14 protein-coding genes are annotated in these 12656 nt (G+C 72.9%); 7 read left to right on the top strand and 7 right to left on the bottom strand.

What is annotated here, in order from left to right; translation table 11 throughout:
• Positions 1-137: 137 nt before the first annotated feature.
• The gene (locus ACH4DX_RS18680) at positions 138-1859 is read right to left on the bottom strand and encodes a chitinase (RefSeq protein ID WP_398155912.1); all 1722 of its coding nucleotides are present in this window, start codon (positions 1857-1859) and stop codon (positions 138-140) included.
• 434 nt (positions 1860-2293) lie between these two features.
• On the opposite strand from ACH4DX_RS18680, the gene ACH4DX_RS18675 reads away from it, so the two are divergent.
• Entirely contained in the window at positions 2294-3208 is a 915-nt protein-coding gene (locus tag ACH4DX_RS18675; protein ID WP_398155911.1) for a LysR family transcriptional regulator, read from the top strand.
• Positions 3209-3217: 9 nt separating this feature from the next.
• Here the strand turns inward: ACH4DX_RS18675 and ACH4DX_RS18670 are convergent, their stop codons facing one another.
• Both ACH4DX_RS18670 and ACH4DX_RS18665 read right to left on the bottom strand, forming a co-directional pair.
• Complete coding sequence (locus ACH4DX_RS18670; protein WP_398155910.1) at positions 3218-3958, bottom strand: SDR family NAD(P)-dependent oxidoreductase; 741 nt, start codon at positions 3956-3958, stop codon at positions 3218-3220.
• A gap of 47 nt (positions 3959-4005) precedes the next feature.
• On the bottom strand, positions 4006-4815 hold the full coding sequence (locus tag ACH4DX_RS18665; protein WP_398155909.1) for an oxidoreductase: 810 nt from the start codon (positions 4813-4815) through the stop codon (positions 4006-4008).
• A 309-nt stretch (positions 4816-5124) separates the two neighbouring features.
• Here ACH4DX_RS18665 and ACH4DX_RS18660 point away from each other — a divergent pair, with 309 nt between their 5' ends.
• Together ACH4DX_RS18660 and ACH4DX_RS18655 are read left to right on the top strand one after the other, a co-directional pair.
• Positions 5125-5628: a metallophosphoesterase family protein gene (locus tag ACH4DX_RS18660; RefSeq protein ID WP_398155908.1), complete on the top strand. Its 504-nt coding sequence runs from the start codon at positions 5125-5127 to the stop codon at positions 5626-5628.
• A 218-nt stretch (positions 5629-5846) separates the two neighbouring features.
• Entirely contained in the window at positions 5847-6089 is a 243-nt protein-coding gene (locus ACH4DX_RS18655) for a DUF6411 family protein (protein ID WP_030565688.1), read from the top strand.
• 381 nt (positions 6090-6470) lie between these two features.
• On the opposite strand, the gene ACH4DX_RS18650 is transcribed toward ACH4DX_RS18655, so the two are convergent.
• Positions 6471-7151 carry a type III effector protein gene (locus ACH4DX_RS18650; protein WP_398123422.1) on the bottom strand — a complete coding sequence of 227 codons (681 nt, stop codon included), beginning with the start codon at positions 7149-7151 and terminating at the stop codon, positions 6471-6473.
• Positions 7152-7278: 127 nt separating this feature from the next.
• On the opposite strand from ACH4DX_RS18650, the gene ACH4DX_RS18645 reads away from it, so the two are divergent.
• The 3 genes from ACH4DX_RS18645 (at position 7279) to ACH4DX_RS18635 (ending at position 8704) form a co-directional block, all read left to right on the top strand.
• A complete protein-coding gene (locus ACH4DX_RS18645) occupies positions 7279-7710 on the top strand; it encodes an Hsp20/alpha crystallin family protein (RefSeq protein ID WP_398123421.1) in 432 nt (143 codons plus the stop codon).
• Between the two features lie 223 nt (positions 7711-7933).
• The gene (locus ACH4DX_RS18640) at positions 7934-8368 is read left to right on the top strand and encodes a DUF2267 domain-containing protein (RefSeq protein ID WP_398123420.1); all 435 of its coding nucleotides are present in this window, start codon (positions 7934-7936) and stop codon (positions 8366-8368) included.
• 108 nt (positions 8369-8476) lie between these two features.
• Positions 8477-8704 (top strand): DUF5133 domain-containing protein, encoded by a 228-nt coding sequence (locus ACH4DX_RS18635; protein ID WP_398123419.1) that lies wholly within the window; start codon positions 8477-8479, stop codon positions 8702-8704.
• Between the two features lie 95 nt (positions 8705-8799).
• Here the strand turns inward: ACH4DX_RS18635 and ACH4DX_RS18630 are convergent, their stop codons facing one another.
• Entirely contained in the window at positions 8800-9255 is a 456-nt protein-coding gene (locus ACH4DX_RS18630; protein ID WP_398123433.1) for an ATP-binding protein, read from the bottom strand.
• A 252-nt stretch (positions 9256-9507) separates the two neighbouring features.
• On the opposite strand from ACH4DX_RS18630, the gene ACH4DX_RS18625 reads away from it, so the two are divergent.
• The gene (locus ACH4DX_RS18625) at positions 9508-10977 is read left to right on the top strand and encodes an APC family permease (protein ID WP_398155907.1); all 1470 of its coding nucleotides are present in this window, start codon (positions 9508-9510) and stop codon (positions 10975-10977) included.
• Here ACH4DX_RS18625 and ACH4DX_RS18620 read toward each other — a convergent pair.
• Positions 10943-11260, bottom strand: a complete 318-nt coding sequence (locus tag ACH4DX_RS18620) for a MerR family transcriptional regulator (RefSeq protein WP_398123417.1) — start codon at positions 11258-11260, stop codon at positions 10943-10945. The genes ACH4DX_RS18625 and ACH4DX_RS18620 overlap by 35 nt on opposite strands.
• A gap of 795 nt (positions 11261-12055) precedes the next feature.
• Entirely contained in the window at positions 12056-12649 is a 594-nt protein-coding gene (locus tag ACH4DX_RS18615) for a hemerythrin domain-containing protein (protein ID WP_398123416.1), read from the bottom strand.
• Between the last annotated feature and the right edge of the window lie 7 nt (positions 12650-12656).

Raw genomic sequence — 12656 nt, 5'->3', positions numbered from 1 at the left:
GGGGTACCCGGGCCCGGGGGGGCGCCAACAGTTTTGGGGGTACCACACACCCCCCCCCCCGGGGGGGGGCCCCCGCCCCGGGCCGGGGGGGGGGGGGCGGGGGCCCCCCCCCCCCCCCGCCCCGCGGTGGTGGTTCGTCAGGGAAGGCTGTGCACCTTCGGGCCGACGGAGTTCGACCACGTGCTGCCCGCCGTCGCGTCCCAGTTGATGGACCACGTCATGGCGCCGCGCAGCGAGGGGTAGGTCCTGGAGGGCTTGAAGGAGCCGCAGCCGGTGCCGCGGGTCAGGCAGTCCAGGGCGTTGTTCACGACCGAGGGGGCCACATAGCCGCCGCCGGCGGCACGCGTGGAGGACGGGACGCCGAGGCCGACCTGCGAGGGGTCCAGGCCGCCTTCCAGCTGGATGCAGGCGAGCGCGGTCAGGAAGTCCACGCTGCCCTGGCTGTAGACCTTGCCGTCACAGCCCAGCATCGAACCGCTGTTGTAGTACTGCATGTTGACGACCGTGAGGATGTCCTTGACGTTCAGCGCCGTCTGGAAGTAGCCGCCGGAGGTGGACTGCATGTCGATGGTCTGGGGTGCCATCGTGAGCACCATCTTCGGGCCCGCCTTGGCCGAGAGCTGGCGCAGCGCCTTGGTCATGTAGGTGGGGTTGAGGCCGTTCTCCAGGTCGATGTCGACGCCGTCGAAGCCGTACTCCTGCATCAGCGCGTAGGCGCTGTTGGCGAAGGCCGCGGCGGAGGCGTCGCTGTTGACGGAGACGGTGCCCTTCTCGCCGCCGACCGAGAGGATCACGGACTTGCCCGCGGCCTTCTTCGCGGCGATGTCCGCCTTGAAGTCGGCGGTGGAGGCGTAGCCCACGGCCGGGTCGAGGTTGAAGGTGATCTGGCCCGGTGTGGGGGTGGCGTCGGCGAAGGAGACGGCGATGATGTCGTACTGCGAGGAGACCTCCCGCAGCTTCTGCACGCTCGCGCCGTTGTTGAAGTTCTGCCAGTAGCCGGTCAGCGCGTGCTTGGGCACGGTGCCGCCGTCCCCGCCGCCACCGGCCTTGGTCCGTACCGACACCGCCGCCGACTTCGCGGACTCGCCCGCGCCGTTGGAGGCGCTCACCTGGAAGCTGTACGTGGTGTCCGGCGCGAGGCCGGTGACGGTCGTGGAGGCACCTGCGGGGGAGGCGACCTTCGTGCCGTCGCGGTAGACGGTGTAGCCGGTGGCCGTGGACACCGAGGTCCAGGACAGCTCCACCGAGGCCGACGTCGTCGTGCCCGCGGCCAGACCCGCCGGCACGGCCGGTATCTCCACCGGGTCGGGGCCGCCGCCCCCGTCGGGCCCAAGGACGCTCACATCGTCCACGTAGTAGGCGCTCTGCCCGTACCAGCCGTGCGTGTACACGGTGACCGACGTGGTGTTCGCCCCCGTGGTGAAGCTGGTGGAGAGCTGCTGCCAGGAGGAGGCGCCCGGCGTCCAGGTCGACACATCGGTGGTGCCGGTGCCGCGGGCGCCGAGGTAGGCGTAGCTGCCCTGCACCCAGCTGCTCAGCTTGTACGTGGAGTTGGGCTTGACCTTGACGATCTGGGAACACTCGGCGGTGCCCTGGCCCGAGGGCGTGGCACTGAGCGCCTTCGCGCCGCCGTGCACGGGTGAGGTCACGGCGGCACCGCTGTTCGCGGCGCAGGTCCAGTTGGCCAGGTCCGCTTCGAACCCGGCGTTCTTGGCCACGTTGACGTCCGCCGCCCTGGCGTCCGCCGACTGCGCGGGCGCGGCGAGCGCGGTGACGGCGAGCGCGGCGGCCGCACCGGCGGCGATCACCGCGCCGATCCTCCGGCGAACGCCGGGTCTGCCCTGACGTGCACGGTCCACGGAGTGCCTCCAGTAAGAGGTGGGGGACGGAAGCCGAGGGCGGTGGGCACCGCCACTGCGCGCAAAGTTGGTCCAGACCAATCGAGTTGTCAAGACCTCCGGAGCGGTGAACCCGCCGGGGGAGCGCGGCGCCACCCCGCGCCGGCCCCCGCGCCCGCGCCCGCCCCCCGGCACGGAGGGGCACCCTCACCGGCCGCGGAGCGGCAACCGGAACCTGCGCCGCGCAGTGCCGGACAAGCGGCCGCACACCGCCGACGACCAGGGAAAGCCGTTCCGCACCAGCGGCGGCAGGCTTCCCCGCGCCCCCGGCCGGCACCCCCCGGCCGGGCCCGGCCGGGTCCAGGGGAATTCCCGCCCCCGGCAGCGGGTTGTCCACCTTCACCACGATGACGGCGGGCGGACTGCGCTCCCCCGCGGGGAGGGGACCGCAGCCGATGAGCCTGCGCCAGTTCGAGTACGCCCTGGCCGTTGCCGAGGAGGGCTCGGTGACCGCGGCGGCGGAGCGGCTGCGCGTCGCCCAGCCCTCGGTGTCCCAGCAGATCCGCGGCCTGGAACGGGAGCTGGGCGTGAGCCTCTTCACCCGCACGCCCACCGGACTTGTGCCCACCGCGGTGGGCTGCGCGTTCCTGCGCGAGGCACAGGCCGCGGTGAGCGCGGCACGGCGGGCACGGGCGGCGGCACGGGCCGGCGCGGAGGATCTGGTGGGCGAGGTGACGGTCGCGGTGCAGATGGGCTTCGGCACCCGGCAGCTGCCGCACGCGCTCGCCGCGCTGCGCCGCCGCTACCCCCGCCTGGAGGTCACCGTCCTCGAGGAACCGAGCTCCGCCGAACTGGAGCGGCTGTGCCGCCGGGGCACGCTGGGCCTTGCCCTGATGGCGGCGTGCGAGCGCAGCCCCGCCGACGCCCACCGCCTGGGCGAGGAGGAACTCGTCGTGGTCCTCGCCCCCGGCCACCCCCAGCTCACCGCGGACCGCGTCGAGCTGCGCGCACTGCGGGCCGGGCCCTGGGTGCGCTTCGACCGCGACAGCGCCCTGGACGGCGTACTCCTGAACGCGCTGGGCAACAGCGCACCCGCCACCGCCGCCCGCGTGTCCCAGACCGCGACGGCCGTGCGCTGGGCCGCCCACGGCCTGGGGGCGACACTCGTGACGGCCTCCGCGGTACCCCCCGGCCACGAACACCTCACCCGCCCGCTGTCCCCGCCCCTCTGCCAGCCCGTCATCGCCGTACTGCGACCCGACACGGGCCCCGCGGAAACAGCCCTGCTCCACCTCCTGCGCCAACAGACCTGGTCCGAACCCGCCACGCCCGCCACGCCCGCCGCCCCGGCCCCGGTACCGGTGTCCTGAGATGTCCCGCTAGAGGCCGCCGGCGCCGGAGAAGACGGCGCCCCCGGCATCGACGTGCAGCGTGGTGCCGGTGATGTAACTGGCACGAGGGGAGGCGAGGAAGCAGATCGCCTCGGCGATCTCCTCCGCCCGGGCCGTCCGCTGGAGCCCCAGCGCCCTGGCCACCCCCTCGTTGCCCTGTTCACCCCACGCGGCCAGCACGCCTTCGGTACGGGTGGGACCGGGAGCCACACTGTTGACCCGGACCCCGCCCTCGGCGAACTCCGCCGCCCAAGTGTGGGTCAGCGAGGTCAGCGCTGCCTTGGACGCGCTGTAGGCCGAGGCGCCGGGAAAGCCCTTGAACGCCGAGAGCGAGGTGACGTTGACGATGCTGCCCCCGCCCCGTTCGAGCATGTGCGGCACCAGCGCGGCCACCAGGAAGTAGGCCCCGCGCACATTGGTGTCGAAGACCCGTTCGTAGTCCGCCACGCGCTGCTCGACGGTGAGCGCGGTGGGGAAGGCGCCCGCGTTGTTGACGAGGATGTCCACCGGGCCGCTCCTGAGGCCCAGTTCGGCGACCGAGTCCAGGTCGGCCAGATCGGCCGCGACGAACCGGACCGCACCGCCCTGCACGGCGTGCGCCGCGCTGCGGCCGCGCTCGATGTCGCGGCCGGTGATGACGACGTCGGCACCCGCACGGGCCAGCAGCCGGGCCGCTGCCAGACCGATACCGGAAGTGCCGCCGGTGACCAGCGCGGTCCTTCCCCGCAATTCCCCTTCCCGCTGCCTTACGTGCCGCACCGGATTCTCGACGTGGCTCATCGGGGGAATTCACCGCCGTCCACGACGAGACTGCTCCCCGTCAGCCAGCCCGCCCGCCCGGAGAGGAGGAACAGCACCGCCTCGGCGATGTCCTCGGGCCGGCCGTCACGGCCCAGCGGGGGAGCGGTGGTGTCCTGGCCGGGACCGGAGTTCAGGCGCGCCCACTGCTCACGCGTGGCTTCACCGCCGGGGGTGGCGGTCCGGCCGGGAGAGACGGTGTTGACCCGCACCCCGTAGGGCGCCAGCTCCGCGGCAAGGCCCCGGCTGTAGTTCTCCAGCGCCGCCTTCGCCGTGGTGTAGTGCAAGAACGGCGGTGCCACGGTGGGCACCGCGGCCGAGGAGACGTGCACGATCGCCCCCGAACGCCGCTCCCGCATCCCCGGGGCCAGCAGCGAGTCGAGGCGTACCGCCGCCAGGAAGTTCAGGTCGAGCGCGTCCAGCCACTCCTCCTCGGGGATGGCCAGAGCACCCGGGTGCGGCTGCGCGCCGCCCGCGTTGTGGACCAGGAGGTCCACCCCGCCGAGCGCCTTCCGCGCGGCCGCGGCCAGTGCCTGTGCTCCCGCCCGGGTACGTACGTCGGCCTCCACGAAGGCGGCCCCCTCGGGCACCGTGCCCGTCGCCGACCTGGCGGTGGTGAGCACCTCGGCACCGGCGTCCAGGAGTTGACGCACGACGGCCGCCCCGATCCCCCGGGAACCACCCGTGACCAGGGCCCGCTTCCCCACCAGCCCTCCCGCCCCCGACCCGGGCCCCGTTCGTGTTCCTGTTCCCGTTCCTGCTCCGGGTCCGTTCTCCAGCGTGGTCATGCCACCGGTCCTCTCGATCGCGTGATGGCGCGTAGCGGCGTCGTAGCCGTAAGGGCGTCGTAGCCGTGATCGCGTCATGGTCCGCTCGACGGAAAAAGAGCCGACGTACACAGAGCGCGAACATCCGGAGGGAACAATGCGCGGTGAGCACCTCGTCGAGCGGTTTCACGGTAGGTCCGTGAAGAAACGAGAGGCAAAGACGAAAAGTCAGCAGGTGCCATAGGGAATTCCTATGGCGCGCCGCGGTGGGGAGCGGATCGCTCGCGCCGTGGCGCGCCGCCCCCGCCGCCCGCGTCGTAGCGTGGGGACATGCGGCTCGTACTCACCTCCGACACCCACCTGCCCACCCGGGCCAGGCAGCTGCCCGACGCCCTGCTGGAGGCGATCGGCGGCGCGGACGTGGTCGTCCACGCCGGGGACTGGATCGACGAGGCCACACTCGACCTCTTCCAGGCCCGTTCCTGTGACCTCCTCGCGGTCCACGGCAACAACGACGGGCCCGGCCTGCGGCGGCGGCTGCCCGAGGTCGCCCGGCGCGAACTGGCGGGCCTGCGCTTCGGCGTCGTCCACGAGACCGGAGCCGCCAAGGGCCGCGAAACCCGCTGCGAGCACCGCTTCCCCGACCTGGACGTCCTGGTGTTCGGCCACAGCCACATCCCGTGGGACACCACCGCACCGGGCGGCCTGCGCCTGCTCAACCCCGGCTCTCCCACGGACCGCCGCAGGCAGCCCCACTGCACCTACATGAGCGTGGAGGCAGCCGACGGCACCATCGAGGACGTCACCGTGCACCGGCTGCCCCGCCGGTCCTGAGGCCCGCAAGGCCCGCAAGGCCCGCCCCGGCAACCAGAAGCCGGAAGACCGGCCGCGCCCCCGCCCCCTGACGCCGCCGCGCGCGTCCCGGGCGCAACACGGCCCCCCGCTGCCGGTATTGGGCGCCTGCGGCGGGAGCGGCCACCGCATGGAGAAGGCGCCGCGGGGCACTCGACAGACACGCCTCACTCTTCGCCCCACCCTTCAGGGAGTCTTCCATGGTGATCGTCGGCATCGTCGGGGTCTGCATAGTCCTCGCGGTCCTCGCCTTCTTCGTCCCGCGCCTGTCGCGCCACCCCGAACGCGGTACCCAGCGCACCCTGGGAGTGGGCTCGCGGGCCGGCAGCAAGGCTCCCGGCATCCTGGGGCGGATCTTCAGCAAGCCCTTCCGCAGCAGCTCCAAGGCGGTGGGCCGCAGCGGCTCGGCCGGCCGGCGCACCCGCGGCCGCATGCCGTTCTGAGCGCACACCGAGCGCCCCTGCGGCTGTCCGCCGTCCGGGCAGGCGTGAAGACCCCGCTCCGCCCGCCGGGCCGGCCACACCACTGCCCGCTCTTCCCCGGTGTGCCCCAGTTCACATCGATAAGGGGTGCTGGCCCGGAACATCCCCGCCCGGTGCGCCGTTCTTCTCTACGTGGCTGCGGAGGGGACAGTGTCCCCGGGCCTCACCTATAGCCCATGGGGACGATCGTTCGGCTGAAGCCCCATGGAGCCTTTCGCCGAGAGGCGACCGCCCTCCGCACGCCACCGCTTGCCGCCCCGGCTGGTCCCCCCCGTCCAGCCGGGGCTCTTTTTGTGCCCGGATTCTGCGCCCGGGTGCTGTGCCCGGGTTCCGGGCCGGGGTTCAGGGGTGTCCGGTGCCGGCGCGGCGCAGCCGGTCGGCGGTGTGCGTGAGGGTCTCGACGCGGGCCGCGAGGTCGGGATGGCGGGCCTCGAGGTGGGTGCGGGTGTCGGCGAGGGGGGTGATCAGGCTGGCGGCGTCGTCGTCGGCGAGCGCCCGGGCGAGCCGGGTCAGGGGGGTGCGGGCCCCGGCGGAGAGGTCGGTGAGCGCGGTGACCTGGCCGGCGAGCTGCCGCAGGTCGGCGGCGTTGGCCTGGGCCCAGGCCGTGAGGCTGCGGTCGGCGGCGCGGCGGTTGCGGGTGTCCTGCACGCGCTGCTCCCCGGTGGTGCCGGGGGCGCCGGGGCGCACGCGCAGATAGCGGCGCTCGGCGGCCTGCCGGCTGGCGACGCCCAGCGGACGGGCGAGATCGGCCCAGCTGGAGCCCGCCGCCCGGGCTGCCTCGATGAGGCCGGGCTCCCACCCGGCGAGTTGTTCACGCAGCTCGCGCAGCATCACCAGCGCGGCCAGGGCCTGTTCGCTACTGGCCTGCTCGCCGTCGGGCGGCGGCGACTCCTGCGGGTCCTGGGCGGTGCGCACGGCTTCGCCGATGGTGTCCAGCGCCGCCGCGGCCGCGAGGAAGGAGGCGGGGCCGGGAGCGGGGGAGGGGGCGCCGGGAGTGCCGGGCGCGGGAGGGGATGCGTTCATGGGAACCACTCTCACAGCGTCATCGTCCGGACGACATGCCGGTTGTCATCGTTTGGATGACATGCTACAACGGTGGCAGACGAAGCGCATTGGCAGTTCCTGCCAGACCTGTGGAGGTGTTTTCGCGATGTTGATGCGCACTGACCCGTTCCGCGAACTCGACCGGCTCGCGCAGCAGCTGACCGGCGTGGCCGGCACCTGGTCCAGGCCCTCGGCCATGCCGATGGACGCCTACCGCCAGGGCGAGGAGTATGTGATCGCCCTCGACCTGCCCGGCGTCGCCAGGGACGCGATCGAGATCGATGTCGAGCGGAACATGCTCACCGTCAAGGCCGAGCGCCGCCCGGTGGCGAAGTCCGAGGACGCCCAGATGGAGCTCTCCGAGCGGCCTCTCGGCGCCTTCTCCCGCCAGCTGGTCCTCGCCGACACCCTGGACACCGAGCGCATCACCGCCGACTACGAAGCGGGCGTACTCACGCTGCGCATCCCGATCGCCGAGCGCGCCAAGCCCCGCAAGATCGCGATCGGCGCGGAGCGCGAGCACAAGCAGCTCAGCTGAGTGACGCGCGCCCAGCTGCTCGGCTGAGCAACGCGAGCTCGGCTGGGAAAGGCGAGCCCCGGCAGCTCGGCCGAGAAGAGCGCGCCCCGGCAGCCCGGCCGGGAAAGCAGACCGGCTCCAGAAACCACATCCCCCGCCCCGGCAGGGGGCCCGGCACCCCATGGCCGCCCGCCCCCTGCCGGCGACAGCGCCCCCCGAGGCGAGAAAGGCAGCACGTTCTCCGATGCTTCCGCTGCGTGAACCGGCTTCCGCCCCCACCGGTACGACGTTTCACCAGATGCTGGAAAAGATCCGGTACGAGGGCGCGTACCCCACCCGCGAGCGGGCCGAGGAGGTCACCCGCGCGGTCCTCGAGGCACTGGGCCGCCAGCTCACCGGCGACGAGCGCGTGGACCTCGCCGCCCGCCTGCCCGCCGAGGCCGCCCGCCTCTTCACCGGCCAGATCCCCGACACCCGCCAACTCACCGGCTGGGCCTTCGTCAAGGACCTGGCCGCCCGCACGGGCGGCACACCCGCCACCGCCCGCTGGGACACCGGAGCCGTCCTCACCGTCGTCGGCCGCCTGGCGGGCCGCGCCCTCCTGGACCGCGTCCTCACCGCACTCCCCGGCGGATACGCCCTGCTCTTCGGCCGCGCGGAGCTCACGCAGGCCGCGTGAGTGCCCCTGCCCGGCACCAAGGCGCAACACCGGTGCATGAGGGCCGGGACGCGGGGCACAAGGGTCGATGCACACCCCCTGTGAAAAGCGCTGTGAGGGAGACACCCGATGCTGATGGCACACCCGGTCGTGCTGAAGAACCTGGTCGAGCAGTACGAGACGCTGCGCGCCCTGCACGCCGAGAAGGGCACCGACCAGGCCCGGCAGCGGATGAACGACGTCGCCTACACGCTGTGCGTGTCGACCGGTACCCGCGACATCGACACCGCCCTCATCGCCGCCCGCCACCGGCTGCCCGGGGCGCGCACCGAGGACGACTCCCTGCTCACCGCCTGATCGCCGGCGGCCGCACAGGCCCCCGGGCGGAACGGGTCCGCCGCCGGGGGCTTCGCCGCGTCACCGCCCTGCGGCAGAGCGGTGTCGCGGGCCTGTCACGCCCCGCCCGGGACGTCGGACAGTGTGATGGCCGCGGTGATGCGCTTGCCCACCGGTTCGCGACGCACCGCGAAGCCCTCGCAGACAGCGATGACGATCTCAAGGCCGTGCTGGCCGACCCGGCGCGGGTCCGCGGGCAGGATCAGCGGGAGGGTGGTGCTGCTGTCCCACACGCTCACCTCGACGGCACCTGCCTGGATCTCCAAGGTCAGCAGACAGGGCCCGGGGGCGTACTTGCGGGCGTTGGTCACCAGCTCGCTGACCACCAGCTGCACCGTGCCCATGGCCCGGCCGGACACGGGCAGCCCGTGCACGGCCTGCACGTCGGTCAAGAAGTCCCGGGCCAGGTCCCTGGCCGCCCCGATGTCCTGGCTGTCCTCGAACGCCGCGGACACCGAGAGGAACCCGCCGGCCGGCGACTTCCACTCGGTGTCGGCCGCCGCCACCCGCATCCGGTCCGCCATGTTTCCCCCGCCGTCCTTGGTCACGCGAGCTCGTTTACCCGGAAAACAGCAGTGCAACAGTGCGGGGCCGAAGCGGTTTCGAGCAATGCCCCCTAATGCCCCCCAATGCCACCAGCCGCCATGCATCAGCCGCCAGGCGCCAGCCACGCCTTGCCGGTACCCCCGCCCGCCGCGGGCCGGGGGGGCGGCCGAACGGCGGCAATGCTGGTAGCCGCGCCCGCGGCGGGGCACACGTGGCTCATGAACGACACGCACACCCCCCGGCCCCCGGCCGCCGGGGCAGGACCGGACAGCTCACCGCTGCGCCCGGCCCTCACCACCACACTGTTGTACTTCTTCATCCTCGGGGACGTCCTGGGCGCGGGGGTGTACGTGCTGGTGGGCCAGGTGGCCGCCGAGTCGGGTCCCGCGGTGTGGCTGCCGCTGGCCGTGGCCCTCGGCCTTGCCCTGCTGACCGCGGCCTCCTACGCGGAGCTGGCCACCCGCTTCCCGCGCGCCGGGGGCGCCTCGCACTACGCGACCCTGGCCTACGGCCCCTTCACCGGCTTCCTCGCCGGCTTCTGCATGCTGGCGGCCGGAGTGGTGTCGGTGGCGGCGCTGGCGCGGGGCTTCGCCGGGGACTATCTGACCGAGTTCGTCTCCCTGCCCCTGGTACCGGTCGCCCTGGTCTTCCTGGCCGGGCTCGCCCTGCTCAACCTGCGCGGCATCAGCGCCTCCACCCGCGCCAACGCCGTCGCCACCGTCATCGAGGTGGGCGGGCTGCTGCTGGTCATCGGCCTCGGCGTCTGGGTCATGGCCCGCGGCGACGCCGACCTGGGCCGTCTGACCGAGGTCGGCACCCCCCACAGCGGGCCCGCGGCCGCGGTGCTGAGCGGGGCCGTGCTTGCCTACTACTCCTTCGTCGGCTTCGAGACGTCCGTCAACGTCGCCGAGGAGACCCGCGACCCGCGCCGCTCCTACCCCCGCGCCCTGTTCGGCGCGCTGCTCACCGCCGGCGCGGTGTATGTGCTGGTGGGCTGCGTGGCCGCGGCGGCCGTACCGACACACACCCTGGTGCACAGCAGCGGCCCCCTGCTGGAGGTCGTCAAGGCGGCCGGCGCCGTGCCGCCCCGGGTCTTCAGCGTCGTGGCCCTCATCGCCGTCGCCAACGGCGCCCTGCTGACCGGCATCATGACCTCCCGCCTCGCCTTCGGGATGGCCCGCGACGGACTGCTGCCCAGCGCCCTGACCCGCGTCCTGCCGGGGCGCCGCACCCCGTGGGCCGCGATCACCGCCACCACCGCGCTCTCCCTGCTCCTGGCCGTGACCGGCAGCGTGGCCACCCTGGCCGCCACCCTGGTGCTCCTGCTCCTGGTCGTCTTCTTCATCGTGAACACCGCCGCGCTGGTACTGCGCCGCAGGCCGGGCGGGCGGGAGCACTTCCGGGCCCCCGCGCCGGTGCCCGCGCTCGGCGCCCTGTCGTGCGTGGTGCTGGCGACCCAGGTCGACCGGGAGGTGTGGCTGCGGGGCCTGATCGTCCTGGCCGCCGGCGCCCTCTTCGCCGCCGTGGCAGCCCGCCACCACCGGTCCGTCCACCGTCCGGAGCCGGACCCGGCGAACCCGGTGGACGCGGCGGACCCGGTGGACCCGGTGGACGCGGCGAACCCGGCGTCTGGTCCTGCGGGCCCCGGCCCGCTCACTCCCCGGCGGCGCGGCGGTAGGCGGCGTTGAGGCGCTGGGCCTCTTCGAGCTGGTCCTCGAGGATGATGATGCGGCAGGCGGCCTCGACGGGGGTGCCCTGGTCCACGAGCTCCCGGGCACGGGCCGCGATGCGCAGCTGGTAGCGGGAGTAGCGGCGGTGGCCGCCCGCGGAGCGGAGCGGAGTGATCAGACGGGCTTCGCCGATGGCACGCAGGAAGCCCTGAGTGGTGCCGAGCATGTCGGCGGCCCGGCCCATGGTGTAGGCGGGATAGTCGTCATCGTCGAGACGCCCGTAGGAGTCGTCAGCTGTCATCTGCACCTCTCGGCGGAACGCGTGGAGGGGCCCTGGCGCCGTTGGCGCCAGGGCCCCGAAGGAACTGCTACACCATCTGCCGGCTTCAGTACCGCGCCGGCGTTCTGTTTCCGCGGACCCGGCCGGAACGCTGCCGGGAATGCGGGGATCGCGGTTGCTTGACCGGAGACCACCTCACTATCGATGTCCTGCGGTACCCGAGCTCAGTCATTCCGCCCGGGCGATCCTGATGGCGCCCTGCTCCTCCGTTTCTTCCCTCTGCAACCGAGCACTTGCCTACTGCTGGTACTGCTCTCCTGCTGATACTGCTTTCTTGCGTACTGCTGTTACTGCTGGTGCCGCTTTCCTGCTGGTACTGCTTTTCTGCGTACTGCTGGTCCGGTGCGCGCGTCCGCAGCCGACGCCTTCACCGAGGTCCTGCTCACTGACTTCACTGCGGGGTAGTGCAACTGCTGGGTACTGCTCCTGGCGGCCCCTGATCACTGCGGGCCACCCGGTGCGGTCGTCAGTCCCGTCGCCGTCCTGCGTCTGCTCTGGCTTCGGAACTCCACCACCGCACCGTCCTGCGTCCTGCACAAATCTGTACTGCTGCCCGGCAGTTCGTCTCTGCCGGGCTTCACTGATCTCGGCTACGAGAGAAACCATACCCACGCCACCGACCAATGTCTACTCCGGCCGACATAGATTTCCGCCTGTCCGGCAGTGAGGTAATCGGGCCCTGCCGGAGGGCTTGTGCGGGGGTGTCCGTTCCGGGCGGGCCTCCGCTGCGCGGCGGGCAGCGGACGCCCGGTGGGGTCAGCCGTCCTTGCCCATGGCGTTGCGTACCGCGTCGCGGGTGCGGTCCATCAGCGCCGCGACCGGACCCAGCGCCATGTTCGCCGCACCCGACTCCACGCCCGGGTGGGGCCGGGTGGGTGCCATCGCCTCCGCCGCCTTGACCGCCTTGGCCATCGCGGCCAGGTTCGTGACGTCGGTGCTGCGGCGGATGTGGGTGAACTCGTAGCGCTCCTCGGCCCGGGCGTGTTCCTGGACGTCCGTGCGCAGCCGCATCAGCTGGGGCATGAACTTCGGGTCGTCGGGGTCCAGGTCGTCCAGGGCCGCCAGTGTCTCCTTGGCCGCCCGCTCCTCGGCGAGACGGTCCGCGACGACCTGCTCGCCGCCGGGCAGAGCATGCCGCGAGAAGGGGTGGACCACTTCTTCCTCGGCCGTCTCGTGCACGGCGAGCAGGCGCACCAGGCGGCGGAAGGCATCGCGGCGCTCCGCGCCGGTGCACGCCTCGACCTCGTCGAAGAGGTTGCGGATGTCCCCGTGCTGGCGCATCAGCAAGGACACCACATCCGTGTCCCTGGCGTGGTCGTCGCCCGCCTGCGGGGTGGAGAGTTCGCTCATGGCCGGC

Source organism: Streptomyces sp. NPDC017940 (genome assembly GCF_044328435.1).
Taxonomy (GTDB): Bacteria; Actinomycetota; Actinomycetes; order Streptomycetales; family Streptomycetaceae; genus Streptomyces.
This window is presented reverse-complemented; position numbering and strand designations above follow the sequence as displayed.